The organism is Vibrio sp. B183, from assembly GCF_000740665.1.
Taxonomy (GTDB): Bacteria; Pseudomonadota; Gammaproteobacteria; order Enterobacterales; family Vibrionaceae; genus Vibrio; species Vibrio coralliilyticus.
Window position 1 is genome coordinate 1 of sequence record NZ_JPQB01000045.1, and the last position, 19,286, is coordinate 19,286.

Sequence of the window (19,286 nt, forward strand, 5' to 3'; positions counted from 1 at the left end):
CGTGGCCGATAGTACCAACGTTAACGTGCGGTTTAGTACGTTCAAATTTTTCTTTAGACACGATCGTGTTCCTTCCTAGTTATGATTCGCCGCGAACATTATTGATCACGACGCGCCAGAATTTGCTATTTTATGCGCCAACGTCCGTCAGCGCAATATTTGGACGTATTGATCTTTAAAAAAGTCTTGCTATTTTTAAAGGTTAATACGATTTATTAGTAACCACGGTCTGCAATGATTTTATCTGCAAAGTTTTTCGGTACTTCAGCGTACTCGTTAAACTCCATAGAATAAGACGCACGGCCTTGAGTTGCAGAACGTAGATCAGTTGCGTAACCAAACATCTCAGATAGTGGTACTTGAGCGCGGATGATCTTAATACCAGCCACACCATCGTCCATACCTTCGATCATACCGCGACGGCGGTTTAGATCACCAACAACGTCACCCATCCAATCTTCAGGCGTAGTTACTTCAACATTCATCATTGGCTCAAGAAGTACAGGCTGTGCTTCTAATGAACCCTTCTTGAATGCCATCGAGCCAGCGATCTTAAACGCCATCTCGTTAGAGTCAACATCGTGGTAAGAACCATCAAACAGTGTTGCTTTAATGTCTAGAACCGGGTAACCCGCTAGAACACCACTGTTCATTTGCTCTTCGATACCTTTCGCTACCGAACTGATGTATTCCTTAGGAACAACACCACCCACAATTTCGTCAACAAAGACAAAACCTTCACCAGGTTCAGATGGCTCCAGTTTGATCCATACGTGACCATACTGACCACGACCACCAGATTGACGTACAAATTTACCTTCAACTTCCGCGTTACCACGAATCGTCTCTCGGTAAGCAACCTGAGGTTTACCAACATTACAGTCAACGCTGAATTCACGTTTCATACGGTCAACGATGATATCTAGGTGAAGCTCACCCATACCAGAGATCAGTGTCTGACCTGTTTCGTCATCCGTTTCTACGCGGAAAGACGGATCTTCTGCGGCTAGTTTACCTAGCGCAATAGCCATCTTTTCTTGATCGGCAACAGAGCGAGGCTCTACCGCGATCTGAATTACTGGGTCAGGGAACTCCATGCGCTCCAGAATCACCTTGTGGTTCTGGTCACACAGTGTGTCACCTGTTGTCACGTCTTTCAGGCCAATTGCCGCTGCAATATCACCTGCGCGAACTTCTTTAATTTCATCACGCTTGTTTGAGTGCATCTGTACGATACGACCAAAGCGTTCTTTTTTCTGTTTAACAGAGTTGTAAACCGCATCGCCAGAGTTGACCACACCAGAGTAAACACGCATAAAGGTTAGCGTACCTACAAACGGGTCGGTCGCGATTTTGAATGCGAGTGCTGAGAACGGTTCGTTGTCGTCTGCATGACGCTCAACTTCGTTGTCGTTGTCATCAACACCTTTGATCGCTGGAACATCGATTGGCGATGGTAGGAATTCGACTACTGCATCAAGTACCGCTTGAACACCTTTGTTCTTAAACGCACTACCACAAGTGGCCAGTACGATTTCGTTATTTAGTGTACGAGTACGTAATGCTTGCTTGATTTCAGCTTCCGTTAGTTCGCCTTCTTCAAGATACTTATCCATTAGCTCTTCGCTAGCTTCTGCCGCTGACTCAACTAGATTGTTGTGCCACTCTTCAGCAAGCTCAAGCATGTCCGCTGGAATATCTTCGTAAGTAAAGGTTGTACCTTGGTCTGCTTCACTCCAGTTGATCATCTTCATCTTGATCAGGTCAATAACACCTTTGAAGTCTTCTTCCGCACCAACATTAAGTTGGATAGGAACAGGGTTAGCACCAAGACGGTTTTTAATTTGATCAACAACACGAAGGAAGTCAGCACCTGCACGGTCCATCTTGTTCACAAATACCATGCGAGGAACGTGGTACTTGTCAGCTTGACGCCATACAGTTTCAGATTGAGGTTCAACACCCGATGAACCACAGAACACAACAACAGCACCATCAAGTACGCGTAGTGAACGCTCTACTTCGATAGTGAAATCTACGTGTCCAGGAGTATCGATAATGTTGATGCGGTGGTCTTGGAATTGTGCATCCATACCACGCCAGAAAGTTGTCGTAGCCGCTGAGGTGATTGTGATACCACGCTCTTGCTCCTGCTCCATCCAGTCCATGGTAGCAGCACCATCGTGAACTTCACCGATTTTATGAGAAAGGCCGGTGTAGAACAGAATACGTTCACTTGTGGTTGTTTTACCTGCGTCTACGTGAGCGACGATACCAATGTTACGGTAGCGCTCAATAGGTGTTTTACGAGCCACGATTGAATCCTCTTGAATTAGGGACTATTGCTATTTCTAGTTGCATTTTAGTCTGCTCATGGCAATTTTCACGTGCCCTAGATATAGCAATAGTTCCTAAGCTTGCGCATAGGAACTAGAGTAGCGCCGCGAGGGTTCTCGCGGCACTGAAAGGTATTACCAGCGGTAATGAGCGAATGCTTTGTTCGCTTCTGCCATACGGTGAACGTCTTCACGTTTCTTAACAGCAGTACCTTTGTTCTCAGACGCGTCTAGCATTTCAGCAGCTAGGCGTTGAGCCATAGATTTTTCACCACGCTTACGCGCAGCTTCAACTACCCAGCGCATAGCAAGTGCGTTACGGCGAACCGGACGTACTTCTACAGGTACTTGGTAAGTTGAACCACCCACGCGACGAGATTTAACCTCTACCGCAGGGCGAACATTTTCAAGAGCTTCTTCAAATACAGCTAAGTGATCTTTACCAGATTTCTCAGCCATTGCATCTAGTGCAGTGTAAACAATTTTCTCTGCAGTAGATTTTTTACCGTCAACCATAAGGATGTTAACGAATTTTGCCAGCAGTTCTGATTTGAACTTTGGATCTGGAAGGATCTTACGCTGACCGATGACGCGACGACGTGGCATGGAATTTCTCCGTTGTCTTATTCTTCAGGTTATCCAAAACTTTACAGTTTCTTCAAAAATTAATATTAATTTTAGTGTTTGGCCTTACTTAACGCTTCTCTTTAAAAGAAAAGACGATTAAGACTTAGGACGCTTCACACCGTACTTAGAACGACCTTGTTTACGGTCATTTACGCCAGCACAGTCAAGTGCACCACGTACTGTGTGGTAACGTACACCCGGAAGGTCTTTAACACGACCGCCACGGATTAGAACAACTGAGTGCTCTTGAAGGTTGTGACCTTCACCACCGATGTACGAAGTTACTTCGAAACCGTTTGTTAGACGTACACGACATACTTTACGTAGTGCCGAGTTAGGTTTTTTAGGTGTAGTAGTGTAAACACGAGTACATACACCACGTTTTTGTGGGCACGCTTCTAGTGCTGGCACGTTGCTTTTAACAACTTGCTTTGCACGTGGCTTACGTACCAACTGGTTAATAGTTGCCATTAACTAGCTCCTGATTTACTTAAAAGTAAGCTTTGTGAAAAATCTAACCCTATCTACACGTCGTACCAAAGCACTTCGTACAAATAGGGACGCAAAATTCTATGCAGCAGTGAGAGGTGTGTCAAGAAATATACGGATCTTTTTTGTTCAACTCGAACGCGTGTGCCGTAAATGCTTATTCACAGTCTGCCAAGGAAAAGACTTAATCCCAGGTGAGAGAGTTTTCTTGCTCAGAAGTAAGGTCAACAAAGCCTTCGTAGTCGACCATCTCTATAGATGGGCTCATACGGTTAAGGATACCACGGGCTGCCAGATCACTCTGCAACACAAAGGTATTGAAGCCTTTTATTAGTGGGTACGTCTTATGTTGGGGATTAACCGCGTAAACAGCATCTTCAATCAATAGCAAAGCATCGCCATCAACATACACCTTAACGACGTCTTCCAGAGCCGCCACAGACTTAACAATATGTAACATGATTCCCTTAGAAAGAAAGTACTTTGCCAGCGCGATGGAGCTGCGCCTGCATATCAACTATAGATAGCGATTCAGCGTCGATGACTAAGTCAGCTTGCGCTAAACCCCGTTCAGCTAATGAATCCGAGCAGACGTACACTTGTTCGATATCGTAGAGATCAAACAATTTGAGCATAGGTGAATAATCTTTACTAAGGATATCGCCTGTTTGCTGACCGGCAATCAGCTGGTACACCCCATCACCAATAAACAATACGCTGATGTCTTCACAGTACGCTGACGCCGCCAACAAGGCATCGACCCCTTCTCGGCCAGACGCGCTGCCATGGGGGGCACTGCGGAATACATAGGTTAACTGACTCAAAACTGCACCACTCTGTCTTGGGTAAGCATGGCTTCAGCCAGACTGCCTAACCCAGCCTGATGAAAGCCATCCGCAAGGTTACTTTGCATCAAGCTGTGTTGGTTGGCTTCATCCTGACTGACTACACCACGACGCAATGCGGCAGCAACACAAGTCTCAAGGCGCACGGCGTGTTCTGAAGCCAGAGATTGCCACGCTTTAACCACATCAAATTCGTCATTCGCTGGTACACTCAGCGCGGTTCCGTTGGTTACGCCATCTTGGTAAAAGAACACACTCACTAACCGATGACCTTTACCAATCAAACTACGGGCAAACTGATACGCCGTTCGAGCAGACTGGCTGCCATACACAGAACCGTTAACAACTAAGGTGTAACTCAAACAACTCAACTCTCGTCATCCTCAGTCTTGCGCTGGCGAATGTAGAGGTACACTGTGTGTTTCGAGATATTCAAGCGATCGGCAACTCGGTTAATCGCATCTTTAATATCGAAGATACCTTTATCGTACAGCTCCATCACAATCTGACGGTTTTTGGTGTTGTTCGATACTGACTTATCAGCGTTGATTTCTTCAATTGTACGCTCAACCGTTTGGTCCACCAGCTCTTCCACATCACTGGCAAAGTTAACTGACGATGCCGCTTGCTTTGCTTCTTCTGTTGGCATGAAAGACTGTAACACCTGAGAGAAAGGCGCATCGAGATTAACGTTGATACATAAAAGGCCAATCACCCGATTCTCACCATTACGAATCGCAACGGTAATCGACTTCATCAACACACCACCTTTAGCGCGGGTAAAATATGAACGCGAGAAGTTGCGTTCAGAGCCCTCGATATCACGCAGCATTTTCAATGCTAAATCCGTGATTGGTGAACCGACCTGACGACCTGTATTTTCGCCATTGGCAATTTTAATGGCTGATGTATTGAGATCCTCCAGTGAGTGGAGCACGATTTCACAAAATGGGCCGATCAGGCTTGCGATGCCATCTACAACGGCTTCGTACGATCTCAATATAATTTTGTCATGCTCACTAAATGGCATCACATTGACAGATTCCATTTCGAGCAACATATCCGTGTTTACTGTGTCTGTAGTTGTCACTTTTTAAGCCTTCGAGCGAAAAATCAACAAATTGGTGTAAGTTTATCAGAAATTTTGAATTGAACATCTAGCAATGCCGCTATCTAGTGATTTAGAACAAATTATTCACGCGATACAGCGCTCAGAAAATGAAAAAAGGCCTGACTTTCGTCAGACCTTTCCATCTTTATTAAGAGAACGGTGGTTTATTGAACCGCTTGCTCACCTTCACCGTTATCGATTTTCAGCAGCTCAACCTCAAATACCAATGTCGAGTTTGCAGGGATGCTTGGTGTATCTTGCTCACCATATGCTAGCTCTGGTGGGATAACGAATTTGAATTTAGAACCCACAGGCATCAGCTGAACGCCTTCTGTCCAACCAGAAATCACACGGTTAAGTGGGAACGTCGCTGGTTCGCCACGATCGTATGAGCTATCGAATTGAGTGCCGTCAATCAATGTGCCTTTGTAATGAACCTGAACCGTATCCGTGTCTTTCGGTTGATCACCTTTAGCTGGAGTCATTACTTGGTAAAGTAGACCTGATTCAGTCTTTTTCACACCTTCCTGCTTTTCGAAATCAGCACGGAAATCATCACCCGCTTTCTTTGCTTCAGCTGCTTTTTCTGCTGCTTGCTTTTGCATCGTTTCAGCTACACGCTTGTCTAGCGACTCAAGTGCTGCGCGTGTTTCTTCTTCATTTAGCTCAGGGTTACCCGCAAACACATGTTCAATGCCTTTCAATACAAGGTCTTTATCTAGATTGATACCAATTTCGTTTGGCTTATCTAGGCTAGTATTCAGGTAGTTAGCGAACGAAACGCCAATTGCGTAAGCTGCTTTTTCATCGTCGGTTTTAAAGTGAACCGTTTTACCGGCTTCTGCTTGCACTTGCTCGGCTGCAGGCGCAGCTTCTGTTTTAGCTTCTTCTTCTTTCTGACAGCCAACCGCCAACATTACTGTTGCTGCAAGCAGTGACACCTTAAAAATAGATTTCATTGAATTCTCCAATTAATGGCTAACCATTTGTCTTTGCGCACAAATCTGGAATTTAGACTGGTGCTCATAAGCATGTTGTACCACTATAACCAATATGCGTTTTAATTAAACGTTAACTAAAGCGGATCTTTGTATTTAATGCGAATTATTTTTCACACTCTGGTACTTACGTTTGTCATCGCCACGTTAAATGGCTGCTTTTTCTCCACGCAGGATGATCAACGTTGGGTAATTGAACCCCTAGGAACCACCAGTTTCGCCCTAAGCCGAGATGCCCGCTTTGCCCTGTTGTACTCCAAAGAGCATCAACTGGTGCTGTGGGACCTCTACGAAAGCCAGCAGCTTGCCTCATTAGGCGAACAAGATCCTCAAGCCAGTACCGTTTCTCGAATCCGTATCTCAGATAATGGCCGATTTGCCGTCACCGCAACGCAAATCAACTTCGCGGTTTGGGATTTAGCGTGGACACAAGCACAAGGTCTTTGGTCCATCTCCGACGGATTAATTCGCGATGTCGACATTGCCAGCAATGGCGAACAAGTCTTGCTGGGGTTGTCTAACGGCAAGGCCATTTACGTCAACTTAGTCACTGGAAGACGATTAGAGTTCCTTGCCCACAATGAAAAAGTGAATTCTGTCGCCCTGTCTCCTAATGGTCGCTTCGCCATATCTGGAGGCAATGACTACACTGCCTACCTATGGGATACCCGCACAGGGCAAATTCTTAAGAGCTTTGAACATGAGCAGCGTATCAATCGTGTCGCCCTACAACGGGATGGTTTGTACGCCTTTACCTCGGACGGGGGCAATCAGGCAATCATCTGGGATCTCAGAACCGGAGAGCAAATTTCCAACCTACGCAGTTTTTCTCGTCAGTTGATCTTCTCAACAGCCCGCTTCTCAGATGATGGTCAGTTCCTTGTCACTGGTACCCCCTCAAGCCGAATTATGGTTTGGGATGTACAAACAGGTAAGAAGGTTGATGGATTTGAAGCAGAGCCTTTAAAAGATACTCGCCCTCCACGCGCAGTGGTGTATGATGCAGCTTTTGATAATCAGAACCGAGTGATCTCGGGCACTTCCGCAGGAATTGCTCAAGCTTGGAGCGTGGACTACTAATCATGACAGAAAAGCGTGTTAAAGAACTGGAGAACCGTCTAAACGACATGGAGTGCCAGCTGGCCTTTCAAGAACAGACTATTGAGTCTCTTAATGATGCATTGAGCCAGCAGCAACTGCTGATCACGAAAATGCAGGACCAGATGAAATACGTGGTGGGCAAGGTCAAAAACATGGACTCATCTAATTTAGCCGATCCAGCCCAAGAAACCCCGCCTCCACACTACTAACTAAACACGTATGCAATCACGGCACCAGCGACCACTAGACAACCGCCGATACGCCTGAGTTGATTGTCGGGTTGTTCACTTAACTGAGCAACCATATTACGCCAGCCATTAGGGGCAATTAAAGGCCCTAGCCCTTCGACGATTAACACTAAACCTAATGCGACCCACAATGAGTTCGACATACGTAGCTCCTCAAAAAAGAAAGGCTCCACAAGGGAGCCTTTGTTATCTATCAACTTGAACTTACTTCGCTGGTGCACCAGCAGAGTTATTCATGTACTGGAAGAAGTCACTCTTCGGATCCAGTACTAAGATATCGCTCTTATCGCTGAATGATGTCTCATAAGCTTTTAGAGAACGCATAAAGCCAAAGAATTCTGGATCTTTGTTATAAGCATCCGAGTAGATTTTCGCAGATTTCGCATCCGCTTCACCTCGAGTTACACGTGCAGTTTTATCGGCTTCTGCTAGAACTGTTGCCACTTCTAGATCAGCTTGTGCACGAATAACTTCTGCCTTCTCACGACCTTGAGAACGGTGCTTACGCGCTACAGATTCACGCTCAGCTCTCATACGGCGGTAGATGGACTCACTGATTTCGTCAGGTAGGTTGATTTTCTTCATACGGAAATCAACGATCTCAACACCCAAGTCAGTCATTGCGCTGTCTGAAGTGCCAACAAGAACGTTCTCCATAATTTGGTCACGCTCACCGTCAACTTCTAGCGCTTCAAGAGCCGCTTCAGTTGTCACTTCTTCGCTGTCTGCACTTTCAGGAAGTACATCTTTGTTACGCGGGCCAGAAACAATCTGCTTGATCTCACGAGCACCAATTTCAGAACGTAGTACGTCGGTAACTTTACGTTCAAGTAGCGCTTCCGCTGTCAACGTATTACCACCACCAGTGGTTAGGTAGTAACGACCGAAGTCTGAGATGCGCCACTTAACGTAAGTATCGATCAACACGTCTTTTTTCTCAGACGTTACGAAACGGTCAGAACGGCTATCCATTGTTTGAATACGCGCATCCAGAGTTTTCACTCGATCGAATAGCGGCATCTTAAAATGCAAGCCTGGCTCGTAGATTCTTGATACGCCGTTATCATCAAGAACACGACCAAATCGAATCACCAATCCACGTTCGCCTTCTTGAATGACAAATACTGACATTAGCAGTAGAACAATGGTAACGACTAATACAGGGATCATTAACTTACGCATTCTTAATATCTCCCTTGACGTGAACCAGTTGAACGAGATTGCGAGTCTGAAGTTGTCTCATTTGTCTGAGTTTCTAGCTCAATTTGATCGTATGCAGAAGAAGACTTCGTGCTACGTTTGGTTTGAGTCTTACCTTCTTGACCCGCCAGTTTATCAATAGGCAGATACAGAAGGTTACCGCTTGATTCCGAATCAATCAGGACTTTAGACGTGCTTGAATAAACGCGTTCCATAGTATCTAGGTACAAACGGTTACGAGTAACTTCAGGCGCTGCTTGGTATTCAGGAAGTAGTTTCTCAAACTGCGCTACTTGACCAAGTGCTTCATTCACTACGCGCTCAGAGTAACCTAACGCTTCTTTCTTCAGACGCTCAGCTCGACCCGTCGCTTTTGGAAGAATATCGTTACGGTAAGCTTCTGCTTCACGTTCAAAACGCTCTTCATCCTCACGTGCTGCGATAGCATCGTCGAATGCGTCTTTAACTTGCTCAGGTGGACGCGCAGACTGGAAGTTGACGTCAACAATGACAACACCCATATCGTAGCTATCTACGATTTCATTTAACGTTTCCTGAGTACTTTGACGGATTTGCTGACGACCAGTCGTCAGGATGCTATCCATCAGAGAGTCACCAATCACTGCGCGAAGCGCAGAGTCGGTCGCTTGGCGTAAGCTATCATCTGCGTTCGTCACGCGGAATAGGTATTTGTATGGGTCAGCAACACGGTACTGAACATCCATCGCTATCGTCACAACGTTTTCATCTTTAGTCAGCATTAGACCAGATGAACGCAGTGAGCGAATTGCCTGTACGTTGACAGGAGTAACTTCATCAATGAAGCGAGGGCGCCAGTTCAGACCAGGATCTACGACGCGATCGTATTTACCCAATCGTAGAACAACACCACGTTCTGCTTCACCGATGGTGTAAAAGCCCGCAAAGAACCAGATTGCTATCGCGATTACTGCAATGACACCAAAACCTAGTGCACCGCCACCACCGATAGAAGATCCTTTGCCTCCTTTTCCACCACCAAACTTTCCACCCAGTTTCTGACTCAGTTTGTTAAATACTTCGTCTAAGTCTGGCGGTCCTTGATCACGGCCACCTTTGTTACCACGATTATTACTCCCCCAAGGGTCGTTATCGCGGCCATTGTTGCCGTTGTTATTACCAGGCTCATTCCACGCCATTAGAAAGCTCCATCATTTGATATGACGTTATACTGTAGCAGTCATTTAAGTAACTATAAAGTCACGTAAAACTGCCCCTTCTCTTTTTTCAAGTCTAGACCAATCCACTTGTTGCATGCGAACATCAATCAACAAGTTACCATCCTGATCATATTCTTCTCGTTGAATACATTTCATTTGGAAGAATGTACTACGAATGCGCCCCTGATGTTGTGGCGGTATTCGCAATTGATACTGAACCATTTGACTAGCTAAGCGCTCAGTCAGAGCATCAAACAGCAGTTCAATACCAATGCCTTCCATTGCCGAAACCCAAACGGCACGAGGAACACCTTCTTCGTCCCTTTCAATTCGAGGTTTCTGGTCTTCGAGATTATCAATTTTGTTCATTACGAGAAGAGCTGGTACCTCATGGGCATCAATCTCTTCAAGCACTTCATGAACAGCGTGAATATTCTCACGAAAACGCTCATCACTGGCATCGACAACATGTAACAAAATGTCAGCTTCCTGCGTTTCTTGCAGGGTCGCTTTAAAAGCGGCAACTAGGTCATGGGGTAAATGCCGGATAAATCCAACCGTGTCAGCCAAAATGGCTGTTCCCACATCCGCAAGCTCAATTTTTCTCAACGTTGGATCCAAAGTGGCAAACAGCTGGTCTGCTGCATATACGCCCGCTTCGGTAATGCGGTTAAACATGGTGGATTTACCCGCGTTGGTATAACCAACCAGAGAGATAGTTGGGATTTCCGCTCGATTTCTGGCTCGGCGACCTTGTTCACGCTGCTTTGCCACTTTTTCCAAGCGGCGCAAGATAGCTTTTATACGGTCACGCAAAAGACGTCGGTCAGTTTCTAACTGGGTTTCACCTGGACCACGTAAACCAATACCACCTTTTTGTCGCTCAAGGTGAGTCCAACCACGAATAAGTCGAGTAGAGATATGACGAAGCTGAGCGAGCTCAACCTGCAATTTACCTTCGTGTGTTCGGGCGCGTTGAGCAAAGATATCGAGGATCAGACCGGTACGATCAAGGACTCGACATTTACACAACGATTCTAGGTTACGTTCTTGGGCAGGAGAGAGGGCGTGATTGAATATCACTATATCCGCAGCAGCAAGTTGCACCGCTTGGGCAATTTCCTGAGCTTTACCCTCTCCGACATAATATTTAGGGTGTGGTGACTGGCGACTACCGGTTACAACTTGTAACGTTGAGACACCAGCTGAAGATACCAGCATTTCAAACTCGCTGAGATCTTCCCACTCCCCTTCTTGCGTGAAGTTGATATGAACAAGTACGGCTCGCTCACCGGCTTCATAACGGTCAAACAAGCAATCAACTCCTTAAAATAATACTAATTTTCTTGTTCAGAGAATTAATCTTCTGATTTCTCTTGCTGACGCTCGCCACCCTGAGGACGTTCGCCACTGTGGTGGCTAACTGGACGAGCAGGAACTACCGTAGAGATAGCGTGCTTGTATACCATTTGGTTTACTGTGTTTTTCAGCAAGATCACAAATTGATCGAAAGACTCAATCTGACCCTGTAGTTTAATTCCGTTTACTAGGTAGATTGATACGGGAATACGTTCACGACGTAATGCATTTAAGAATGGGTCTTGAAGAGATTGCCCCTTAGCCATTTTATTTTCCTTATTTTGTAATTTTGTTCTAGTTATTTAGCTAGTGGTGCGCTGCAAAACTAGGTGCGGCCTTTGCATCTGAGCTAAACGATAAAAAACACCCTGTCGTTACCTGTTATGACGGCTTTACCGTCAAATTTCAAGTAACAGATCCTTTACAGGGTACATTCACGCAAAAGCGATCACATTATACACAGCTAAAACCTTCAGACGCTATGGCATTTGATACGGTTTCTAGAGACTGTTCTATGTTTTCGCTATCTAACCAAGTTAAATCATCCCAGCTGCGTAACCAGGTGATTTGTCGCTTGGCCAACTGGCGGGTCGCACAAATGCCTTTAAATATGGCATCATCAAGTGTGCAATTCCCATCCAAATAATCCCACATCTGCCGATAACCGACGCAACGAATAGAAGGAAGATCGGGGTTAAGATCATCGCGAGCGTACAACTCACGCATTTCTTGCTCAAACCCTGCTTCCATCATTTTGTCGAATCTCAATTCGATTCGGCTATGGAGTTCAGCCCTTTCCTTGGGAGCTATAGCAAACTGTTTTACTCTAAACGGCAGGCTTTCACCTTTGGTTTGAGTCAGTTCAGTAAGAGTTTTACCTGAAATTCGATAAACTTCCAATGCCCGAGACAATCTTTGCGGATCATTAGGGTGGATTCGTTCAGCGGAAACCGGATCAATCTCTTTGAGTTGATCGTGCAGTACCTCCCAGCCTAGAGTCAATGCTTCTTGCTCAATTTGCTGACGGATTTCAGGGTTTGCAGCCGGAAGAGGTGACAAACCTTCCAGTAGTGCTTTGTAATAGAGCATGGTGCCACCAACCAAGAGTGGAATCTTGCCTTGCTCTACGATCTTGTGCATTTCATTCAACGCATCGCGACGAAAGTCTGCGGCGGAATAGGCCTCGCTAGGATCGAGAATATCGATCAATCGATGCGGTGCCTGTGCCTGTTCTTCTTCATCAGGCTTGGCGGTACCGATATCCATCCCTTTGTAAATCAGAGCGGAATCCACAGAAATAATTTCCACGGGAAATTTTTTTCGTAGGCGGATAGCCAGATCGGTTTTCCCCGATGCGGTTGGTCCCATTAAAAAGAGGGCCAAAGGTAATTCATTCTTCATAACTTCATCGCTGCAATGGTTGCAGAAAAATCAACAGGGCGAACAAAAGTACGGTCATCCAACGGCAGGTTCCCCTGCCAAAGTTGTTCTATCTCAGCAATGACCTGTATCGCTTCCGACAAAGTGTAGTCGCTTTTAACCTGTGTGATCTGGTTGGTTAACCAATCAGAGAGCGCCTGCGCTGGCAATATTTGATCATTCTCTGATATTAAAGCGGCGTAAGATAACAGATCTGGTATTAATTGTTGCAAATTTTGCTGACGAAGCGGCTGAGGTACCCCCATGATCATCAATGAGGATGAATTTCGACTCTTCAACTCTATCCCAAACTGCATCAACGTTGCATGATGCTGTTGAGACGTTTTGATCTGCTGAGGATCGAGTTTCAATGACAATGGCACCAAGAGAGGCTGACTCTTCAATCCACCTCCATTGAGAGACAGCTGCCCATTCACACGCAACCATTCTGCTTTAGCCATTGAGACAATCCTCGCTCCCAGCTTATCTCCCATAAGCAAGTACTGGCCTTGAGTCACGCAGACAGCTTTGCCCAATGCCTCTATTGTCTCAGCAGGCTCTGTGAGAGCTGAAGGTACAGGTTCGAGTTCGGAGGGAATTGAAGGGGCTTTCTGAGACAATACTGGTGTTTCCAGTAACTCTTTGTAAGCACGTACTTCCTGCTTGCTTGGTGCTGGCTCTCCATAGCGCTCTTCAGATTTCGCTTTTTGCCGAGGTACAGGACGCGACTCTACCCAGTCACTTTTCGCTGCTGACTCACGTACCTGAGTACGCTCTTTCTCAGCTTGACGCTTTTCTTCATAGCCTTGCTGACCAGGATAAGCAGGCACTTTTTCCACTGCTCGATACACGCTTTCAGACACAGGATTGGTGTCGGCAGCGACGGGAGTAGGTATTTCCGGTGTAACGGGTTCTGTATGAAATGCAGAGGCGTTGATGTCGGGTTTATCAATCTGTGCACTCTGTACTAGAGCATCACTCAAGGCTTGATAAATAAAGTCATGTACTAGACGAGCCTGATGGAAACGCACTTCATGTTTCGCCGGATGGACATTCACATCGACTTGATGAGGGTCAATCTCAATAAATAGCACATAAGTGGCAAACTGATCAGGACGTAGACTTGTCTCGTAGCTTTGCCGAATGGCATGGTTGATCAATTTGTCACGCATCATACGGCCATTGACGTAGCAGTATTGCAAATCACTTTGCTGACGAGCCCCTTCGGGCGTCGTGATCCAGCCATGCAGCTTGAGCCCTTGGTGTTCAAGCTCAATTTTTAACATATTGCGCACGAACGGGTTGCCACATACCGCTGCAATGCGCTTCTCTTCTTGAACCTGAGTCTTAGCCGCTCTGTACTGTTTGATCATTTTGCCGTTGTGTCGCAAATTGATCGTGACGTCAAATCGGCTTAAAGCGATACGTTTTAACAGCTCATCAATATGAGTAAACTCGGTCTTCTCTGTGCGGAGGAATTTACGCCTAGCTGGCGTATTGAAAAACAGATCCAACACTTCGACTGACGTACCAATAGGGTGCGCCGTCGGTTGCAGCTTAACTTGCATCTCGCGCCCTTCACTGTACGCAGACCAAGCCTGATCTTGTGTAGCAGGACGAGACGTCAGCGTAAGGCGGGCAACAGAACTGATACTGGCAAGCGCTTCGCCACGAAACCCTAAGCTCATGATCGCTTCAAGATCATCCAAGCTATGTATTTTTGACGTCGCATGACGACTCAAAGCTAAACCCAACTCATCCTTGGCAATGCCTTTGCCATTGTCACGCACACGGATAAGCTTAGCGCCGCCTTTTTCGATATCAATATCAATCCGGGTAGCACCAGAGTCTAAACTGTTTTCGACCAGCTCTTTGACAACGGAAGCTGGTCTCTCAACCACTTCCCCTGCGGCAATCTGGTTAGCCAGTCGTGCTGGAAGAATTTTAATCGTCATGCTTATCGCTACTTATTCGGAATGATCAGAACCTGACCAATTGCCAGTTCATCTGAACGCAGATTGTTGGCTTTTCGGATCGCGCTGACACTCACATCGTATTGGCTGGCAATTTTCCCAAGGAACTCACCGCGCTTCACTTTGTGTTTACGTAACGGTTGATCTTTCATGCTGACGGTAATTTTCAGCTTTTGACCGAGCTTCAGCGTGTCAGAACGCAGTTTGTTTTCACGTTTAATCGTTGCAACCGACACTTTGTATCGCGCAGCAATCTTACCGAGGTATTCCCCACTTTGAACCACGTGAGTGATGGTCTTGGTTTCTACCGGATTCGTCACTTTAGGCACTGGTATTGCACCTTTTGCCCCCGGAATCGTCAACACCTGACCAATCGCTAGGCCAGAGCTTTTCAGCTTATTGGCCTGCATGATGGCTTTCGTTGTCGTGCCGTACTTTTTGGCGATCACTGACAGCGATTCACCGCGTTTAACTTTATGTTTGATCGTCTTACCGCGATTCGAGAACAGAGTACCTTCAGGTGGATTCGCTTCAAAGTACTGAACAATTGCTTTAGTCAGTGCACGCGCCAATTTATCTTGATGGCTTCGTTGGAAAAGTAATTTTTCTTCTGTCGGGTTAGTAATGAACCCAGTCTCAACCAAGACAGATGGAATATCAGGCGACTTCAATACCGCTAGGCTGGCGTTCACAGGTTGCTTCTTGTGCAGTTTAATTCCAGCGCTGCTCATCTGTTTGAGGATCTTAGTGGCAACTTTATAGCCTTCTTTCTGAGAATGACTAAACTGCAGATCCAACAACGTCTGGCTAACATTCTTATCGCTGGTGTTCTTAGAAAGAACTTCACCTGCACCACCCAGTAGTTGCGACTGTTCCTCGTGATTCTCTACCCAACGGGCGATTTCTGAATTCGCTCGACGTGTATTAAGCACAAACACTGAACCACCGCGCGGCTGTGGAGTACGGAAACCATCAGCATGAATTGAAACTAATAAATGTGCCTTACTGCCACGCGCTATTTCGGAGCGTTTGTTGAGATTCACAAAGTAATCACCACGGCGGGTCAACACAGCTTTCATGCCCGGAACGGCATTGATCTGAGCAGCAATTTTCTTGGAGATTGCCAAAGTCGCATGTTTCTCATACTTGCGGCTTGGCCCGATAGAACCCGGGTCTTCACCACCGTGGCCAGCGTCAATCGCAACCACAATATCAGCGGTGCCCAATAGCTGAGAGGCATCTCGACTCACTTGAGGTGAACTACTTGAAGAAGAAGGCTTGGCTGCTGAGGTAGATGAAGAGGATGAGCCATGAGGCATGTCGATCACCAAACGATGACCATATTGACCACCCGGAGTAGGCGCCAGCTTAAACAACTGAGGCGTCACTTTCCGTTTGAGTTCAAACACCAGTCGATAGGTACCTTTCTGTGGTGGCGAACTCTTGCGAATCCTTTTCAGTACTGGACTTTCCGAGACGTTAATCGGTAATTTGGTATTGATGGAAGTCTGCTTGAGATCCACGACTAAGCGATCAGGGCTGCTGAGTGTGAAATAGCTGTACTCCGCCTCCGATGCCAAATCAATAACCACACGGGTTTCGTCAGGAGACGGCCAAACACGAATACTTTCAAGAGCATTTGCCCACACACGAGTGGGCAAAAGAAACAGAGCTAGGAGAAAAGAGACAGAGACAGCTCGAACGAATTTATTGATTATCATAACTCCAACTGTTCAAGTAATTTAGATCCATAATCATTATTGGCAGTGAGATCAACCACGCGCGCTTCACCGTCATAGCGCAACTCTATATCCAGATCTGCGCGAGGAAGCAAACCCTGACCTTTCTCTGGCCATTCAACCAAACAGATCGCATCAGGAGTAAAGTAATCTCGGATCCCCATGAACTCCAACTCTTCCGGATCGGCTAAGCGGTATAGATCAAAATGATAAACTTGCCATTGGTCTAGCTGGTACGGCTCCACTAAGGTATAGGTTGGGCTTTTCACATTTCCCTGATGACCCAGTGCACGCACAAAACCTCGGCTGAATGTCGTTTTACCAGCGCCCAAATCACCGTGTAAATAGATGGTGGTTTGTTGAGAGCATAGGTTTGCCAAGACTGTCCCTAATTGAATCGTTGCTTGTTCATCTTTAAGGGCAAAATGTTTCGTGGTCATGAAGATCAATCTCTACTGGGTGACTATATAAAAATCAAAAGAACAGGAATAGTAAACTGGGTTGGAATTGAGAGACAAGGTCTGTTGTGTAAGTAAAAGCCAAATTCCTGCTATTTTGGCATGAATTCTCTGATTTCGCTGCTAGATTCAACGAAAAAGATCCGTTAAGATCCGCCCCCCATTTCACCAGAGTCATTAGCATGAACTACCAAGAGCTCGCAAACAAGATCAAAGTTTGGGCACAAGAGCTTGGCTTCCAGAAAGCCGGTATCTGCGATGTCGACCTGAGTGAACACGAAGCAGCACTGCAAAAATGGCTTGATGCCGGCTATCACGGTGAAATGGATTGGATGGCACGTCACGGCATGATGCGAGCACGCCCTGCTGAGCTTCTGCCTGGCACAGTGCGAGTCATTAGCGTCCGCATGGACTACCTCCCCCCTGAAGCGCTATTTGCAGCCAACCTAGCCGATCCTACCCAAGCTTATATAAGCCGCTATGCACTGGGCCGAGATTACCACAAACTGGTACGCAACCAGCTAAAGAAACTTGGCCAGAAAATAGAGCAAGAAGTGGGGCAGTTTGGCTACCGCCCTTTTGTGGATTCTGCGCCTATTCTAGAGCGTCCTTTAGCGCAAAAAGCAGGACTAGGTTGGACAGGAAAACATTCCCTCATTCTGGATAACGATTGTGGTTCGTGGTTTTTTCTTGGTGAACTACTCATCGATTTGCCTTTGCCCATCGATGAAGCGCACCAAGGTGACTGCGGTAAATGTACCGCTTGTATCACTTCCTGCCCTACTCAAGCCATTATTGAAGAAGGCGTCGTTGATGCACGACGATGCATTTCTTACCTGACCATTGAATTCGACGGCGTGATTCCTGAAGAATTCCGCAAACCGATGGGTAACCGTATTTATGGGTGTGATGACTGCCAGCTTGTCTGCCCATGGAACCGCTTCTCTGAATTAACTGAACGCGAAGATTTTCATCGTAGACAGGCGTTAACCTCACCAGATCTGGTTACTCTGTTTGCATGGGATGAAAAAACATTTCTCAAAAATATGGAAGGTTCTGCCATTCGAAGAATAGGTCATATCCAATGGTTAAGAAATTTGTCGATCGCCATGGGCAATGCGCCATATTCAACTAATATTATTGAGGCACTAGAGCAGCGTATAGGATTAAGTGAAGTGCTGGATGAACATATTCGTTGGGCAATAGAGCAACAAATTGCCCAAATACCCCATTCATCGACTAAGCTAAATAGGCTAATCCGTATCGTACAAAAAGGGCTCCCCAGAGATGCATAAACTTTGCCTGATATAACACGGCGTAATTTGATTTAGCTCTAAAAACGAGAATGTGGAAAAAAGAAAGGGCGATTGCTTGTTTTCTTTCAGCTAAAGAAGTTAATCACATTAGTCATAAATGACCAGGATCAAAAAACAATCACTTAATGATCGAACGAGATTCTCTTTAGCTAACAACAGCTAATCGATAAATTCTTTTAATACAAAGGCTTAGCTTAATATCAGGAATCGGAAAGAAACTTTCATAACACAAAAGATCATTTCTCTTCGACTCAAATCAGCATCCATAATCAGGTTACCCACCAACTTATCCACAGAACAATAATTGTGGATAACTCTGTTAGTTTTTACAGCTAGCCCTGACTCACCGAGGCTTGTCATTAAAAAATAAAACGAGCACATCTCGTGCTGATTTGAATTTTAGACATAAAAACGCCCACCGTAATGGAGGACTTATTATGATTTTGATTGGTTTATGCTTCGCAGCATTAGATAAAGAGCGGTGACCTTTAAGGTCGATCAGACGTCTGAAGTCTGAGAAGAATTTGGAGCGACACACGAGGTTCGAACTCGTGACCTCAACCTTGGCAAGGTTGCGCTCTACCAACTGAGCTAGTGTCGCAGTTCATTATTCAAAGCATAATGAAGGCTTAGAAAATTGGAGCGACACACGAGGTTCGAACTCGTGACCTCAACCTTGGCAAGGTTGCGCTCTACCAACTGAGCTAGTGTCGCATATTCTCGTAAGGAGAATTGGTTGCGGGGGCCGGATTTGAACCGACGACCTTCGGGTTATGAGCCCGACGAGCTACCAAGCTGCTCCACCCCGCGTCCGTATTGTTTCACCGTTAAGCACGATGACAGCTTTAAATTTGGAGCGACACACGAG

General features: G+C 46.0%; 20 protein-coding genes and 3 tRNA genes. 3 read left to right on the forward strand and 20 right to left on the reverse strand.

Annotation, left to right across the window (positions count from 1 at the left end):
- Window positions 1-215: 215 nt before the first annotated feature.
- The 8 genes from fusA to fkpA all read right to left on the reverse strand — a co-directional run bounded on the left by fusA (window position 216) and on the right by fkpA (window position 6,367).
- On the reverse strand, window positions 216-2,315 hold the full coding sequence (gene fusA / locus IX95_RS25405; protein ID WP_019275016.1) for an elongation factor G: 2,100 nt from the start codon (window positions 2,313-2,315) through the stop codon (window positions 216-218).
- A 156-nt stretch (window positions 2,316-2,471) separates the two neighbouring features.
- Window positions 2,472-2,942 (reverse strand): 30S ribosomal protein S7, encoded by a 471-nt coding sequence (gene rpsG, locus IX95_RS25410; protein ID WP_006957063.1) that lies wholly within the window; start codon window positions 2,940-2,942, stop codon window positions 2,472-2,474.
- 117 nt (window positions 2,943-3,059) lie between these two features.
- Window positions 3,060-3,434, reverse strand: a complete 375-nt coding sequence (rpsL, locus tag IX95_RS25415; protein ID WP_004399892.1) for a 30S ribosomal protein S12 — start codon at window positions 3,432-3,434, stop codon at window positions 3,060-3,062.
- 202 nt (window positions 3,435-3,636) lie between these two features.
- Window positions 3,637-3,912, reverse strand: coding sequence for a sulfurtransferase complex subunit TusB (gene tusB / locus IX95_RS25420; RefSeq protein ID WP_006957062.1), 276 nt, complete (start codon window positions 3,910-3,912; stop codon window positions 3,637-3,639).
- A gap of 7 nt (window positions 3,913-3,919) precedes the next feature.
- Window positions 3,920-4,276: a sulfurtransferase complex subunit TusC gene (gene tusC / locus IX95_RS25425; protein ID WP_021458238.1), complete on the reverse strand. Its 357-nt coding sequence runs from the start codon at window positions 4,274-4,276 to the stop codon at window positions 3,920-3,922.
- Window positions 4,273-4,668 (reverse strand): sulfurtransferase complex subunit TusD, encoded by a 396-nt coding sequence (tusD, locus tag IX95_RS25430; protein ID WP_019275012.1) that lies wholly within the window; start codon window positions 4,666-4,668, stop codon window positions 4,273-4,275. Before tusD ends, tusC begins: the two co-directional genes overlap by 4 nt.
- Window positions 4,665-5,387, reverse strand: a complete 723-nt coding sequence (locus IX95_RS25435) for a helix-turn-helix transcriptional regulator (protein ID WP_019275011.1) — start codon at window positions 5,385-5,387, stop codon at window positions 4,665-4,667. The genes tusD and IX95_RS25435 overlap by 4 nt, the downstream gene beginning before the upstream one ends.
- 185 nt (window positions 5,388-5,572) lie before the next feature.
- Window positions 5,573-6,367 (reverse strand): FKBP-type peptidyl-prolyl cis-trans isomerase, encoded by a 795-nt coding sequence (gene fkpA / locus IX95_RS25440; protein ID WP_006957058.1) that lies wholly within the window; start codon window positions 6,365-6,367, stop codon window positions 5,573-5,575.
- A gap of 138 nt (window positions 6,368-6,505) precedes the next feature.
- Here fkpA and IX95_RS25445 point away from each other — a divergent pair, with 138 nt between their 5' ends.
- Window positions 6,506-7,486 carry a WD40 repeat domain-containing protein gene (locus IX95_RS25445; protein ID WP_038165133.1) on the forward strand — a complete coding sequence of 327 codons (981 nt, stop codon included), beginning with the start codon at window positions 6,506-6,508 and terminating at the stop codon, window positions 7,484-7,486.
- 2 nt (window positions 7,487-7,488) lie between these two features.
- Window positions 7,489-7,716 carry a SlyX family protein gene (locus IX95_RS25450; protein WP_038165136.1) on the forward strand — a complete coding sequence of 76 codons (228 nt, stop codon included), beginning with the start codon at window positions 7,489-7,491 and terminating at the stop codon, window positions 7,714-7,716.
- Here the strand turns inward: IX95_RS25450 and IX95_RS25455 are convergent.
- The 9 genes from IX95_RS25455 to tsaE all read right to left on the reverse strand — a co-directional run bounded on the left by IX95_RS25455 (window position 7,713) and on the right by tsaE (window position 17,084).
- A complete protein-coding gene (locus tag IX95_RS25455) occupies window positions 7,713-7,898 on the reverse strand; it encodes a DUF2065 domain-containing protein (protein WP_038165139.1) in 186 nt (61 codons plus the stop codon). The two genes, IX95_RS25450 and IX95_RS25455, sit on opposite strands and share 4 nt — an antisense overlap.
- 61 nt (window positions 7,899-7,959) lie before the next feature.
- Window positions 7,960-8,937: a protease modulator HflC gene (gene hflC / locus IX95_RS25460; RefSeq protein WP_019275008.1), complete on the reverse strand. Its 978-nt coding sequence runs from the start codon at window positions 8,935-8,937 to the stop codon at window positions 7,960-7,962.
- Window positions 8,938-8,939: 2 nt separating this feature from the next.
- Window positions 8,940-10,133, reverse strand: a complete 1,194-nt coding sequence (hflK, locus tag IX95_RS25465) for an FtsH protease activity modulator HflK (RefSeq protein WP_019275007.1) — start codon at window positions 10,131-10,133, stop codon at window positions 8,940-8,942.
- A 45-nt stretch (window positions 10,134-10,178) separates the two neighbouring features.
- Window positions 10,179-11,468 carry a ribosome rescue GTPase HflX gene (hflX, locus tag IX95_RS25470; RefSeq protein WP_019275006.1) on the reverse strand — a complete coding sequence of 430 codons (1,290 nt, stop codon included), beginning with the start codon at window positions 11,466-11,468 and terminating at the stop codon, window positions 10,179-10,181.
- A 44-nt stretch (window positions 11,469-11,512) separates the two neighbouring features.
- Window positions 11,513-11,779, reverse strand: a complete 267-nt coding sequence (gene hfq, locus IX95_RS25475) for an RNA chaperone Hfq (RefSeq protein ID WP_006957051.1) — start codon at window positions 11,777-11,779, stop codon at window positions 11,513-11,515.
- A gap of 187 nt (window positions 11,780-11,966) precedes the next feature.
- Entirely contained in the window at window positions 11,967-12,914 is a 948-nt protein-coding gene (gene miaA / locus IX95_RS25480) for a tRNA (adenosine(37)-N6)-dimethylallyltransferase MiaA (protein ID WP_038165142.1), read from the reverse strand.
- Window positions 12,911-14,887, reverse strand: a complete 1,977-nt coding sequence (gene mutL / locus IX95_RS25485) for a DNA mismatch repair endonuclease MutL (protein WP_038165145.1) — start codon at window positions 14,885-14,887, stop codon at window positions 12,911-12,913. The genes miaA and mutL overlap by 4 nt, the downstream gene beginning before the upstream one ends.
- 8 nt (window positions 14,888-14,895) lie before the next feature.
- Window positions 14,896-16,626 carry a LysM peptidoglycan-binding domain-containing protein gene (locus IX95_RS25490; protein ID WP_038165148.1) on the reverse strand — a complete coding sequence of 577 codons (1,731 nt, stop codon included), beginning with the start codon at window positions 16,624-16,626 and terminating at the stop codon, window positions 14,896-14,898.
- Window positions 16,623-17,084, reverse strand: coding sequence for a tRNA (adenosine(37)-N6)-threonylcarbamoyltransferase complex ATPase subunit type 1 TsaE (tsaE, locus tag IX95_RS25495; protein ID WP_019275002.1), 462 nt, complete (start codon window positions 17,082-17,084; stop codon window positions 16,623-16,625). The genes IX95_RS25490 and tsaE overlap by 4 nt, the downstream gene beginning before the upstream one ends.
- Before the next feature lie 200 nt (window positions 17,085-17,284).
- Here tsaE and queG point away from each other — a divergent pair, with 200 nt between their 5' ends.
- On the forward strand, window positions 17,285-18,397 hold the full coding sequence (queG, locus tag IX95_RS25500) for a tRNA epoxyqueuosine(34) reductase QueG (RefSeq protein ID WP_038165151.1): 1,113 nt from the start codon (window positions 17,285-17,287) through the stop codon (window positions 18,395-18,397).
- 546 nt (window positions 18,398-18,943) lie between these two features.
- On the opposite strand, the gene IX95_RS25505 is transcribed toward queG, so the two are convergent.
- The 3 genes from IX95_RS25505 to IX95_RS25515 all read right to left on the reverse strand — a co-directional run bounded on the left by IX95_RS25505 (window position 18,944) and on the right by IX95_RS25515 (window position 19,228).
- Window positions 18,944-19,019 (reverse strand) — tRNA-Gly (locus IX95_RS25505).
- 37 nt (window positions 19,020-19,056) lie between these two features.
- Window positions 19,057-19,132: transfer RNA gene (locus IX95_RS25510), tRNA-Gly, on the reverse strand.
- Window positions 19,133-19,151: 19 nt separating this feature from the next.
- Window positions 19,152-19,228, reverse strand: a tRNA-Met gene (locus IX95_RS25515).
- Window positions 19,229-19,286 lie beyond the last annotated feature (58 nt).

What these genes read in the sequence shown, in the direction of transcription:
- rpsG (WP_006957063.1), bottom strand. Translation starts at nt 2,942, where the DNA reads ATGCCACGTCGTCGCGTCATCGGTCAGCGTAAGATCCTTCCAGATCCA.
- rpsL (WP_004399892.1), bottom strand. Translation starts at nt 3,434, where the DNA reads ATGGCAACTATTAACCAGTTGGTACGTAAGCCACGTGCAAAGCAAGTT.
- tusB (WP_006957062.1), bottom strand. Translation starts at nt 3,912, where the DNA reads ATGTTACATATTGTTAAGTCTGTGGCGGCTCTGGAAGACGTCGTTAAG.
- fkpA (WP_006957058.1), bottom strand. Translation starts at nt 6,367, where the DNA reads ATGAAATCTATTTTTAAGGTGTCACTGCTTGCAGCAACAGTAATGTTG.
- IX95_RS25445 (WP_038165133.1), top strand. Translation starts at nt 6,506, where the DNA reads ATGCGAATTATTTTTCACACTCTGGTACTTACGTTTGTCATCGCCACG.
- IX95_RS25450 (WP_038165136.1), top strand. Translation starts at nt 7,489, where the DNA reads ATGACAGAAAAGCGTGTTAAAGAACTGGAGAACCGTCTAAACGACATG.
- IX95_RS25455 (WP_038165139.1), bottom strand. Translation starts at nt 7,898, where the DNA reads ATGTCGAACTCATTGTGGGTCGCATTAGGTTTAGTGTTAATCGTCGAA.
- hflC (WP_019275008.1), bottom strand. Translation starts at nt 8,937, where the DNA reads ATGCGTAAGTTAATGATCCCTGTATTAGTCGTTACCATTGTTCTACTG.
- hflK (WP_019275007.1), bottom strand. Translation starts at nt 10,133, where the DNA reads ATGGCGTGGAATGAGCCTGGTAATAACAACGGCAACAATGGCCGCGAT.
- hfq (WP_006957051.1), bottom strand. Translation starts at nt 11,779, where the DNA reads ATGGCTAAGGGGCAATCTCTTCAAGACCCATTCTTAAATGCATTACGT.
- miaA (WP_038165142.1), bottom strand. Translation starts at nt 12,914, where the DNA reads ATGAAGAATGAATTACCTTTGGCCCTCTTTTTAATGGGACCAACCGCA.
- mutL (WP_038165145.1), bottom strand. Translation starts at nt 14,887, where the DNA reads ATGACGATTAAAATTCTTCCAGCACGACTGGCTAACCAGATTGCCGCA.
- IX95_RS25490 (WP_038165148.1), bottom strand. Translation starts at nt 16,626, where the DNA reads ATGATAATCAATAAATTCGTTCGAGCTGTCTCTGTCTCTTTTCTCCTA.
- tsaE (WP_019275002.1), bottom strand. Translation starts at nt 17,084, where the DNA reads ATGACCACGAAACATTTTGCCCTTAAAGATGAACAAGCAACGATTCAA.
- queG (WP_038165151.1), top strand. Translation starts at nt 17,285, where the DNA reads ATGAACTACCAAGAGCTCGCAAACAAGATCAAAGTTTGGGCACAAGAG.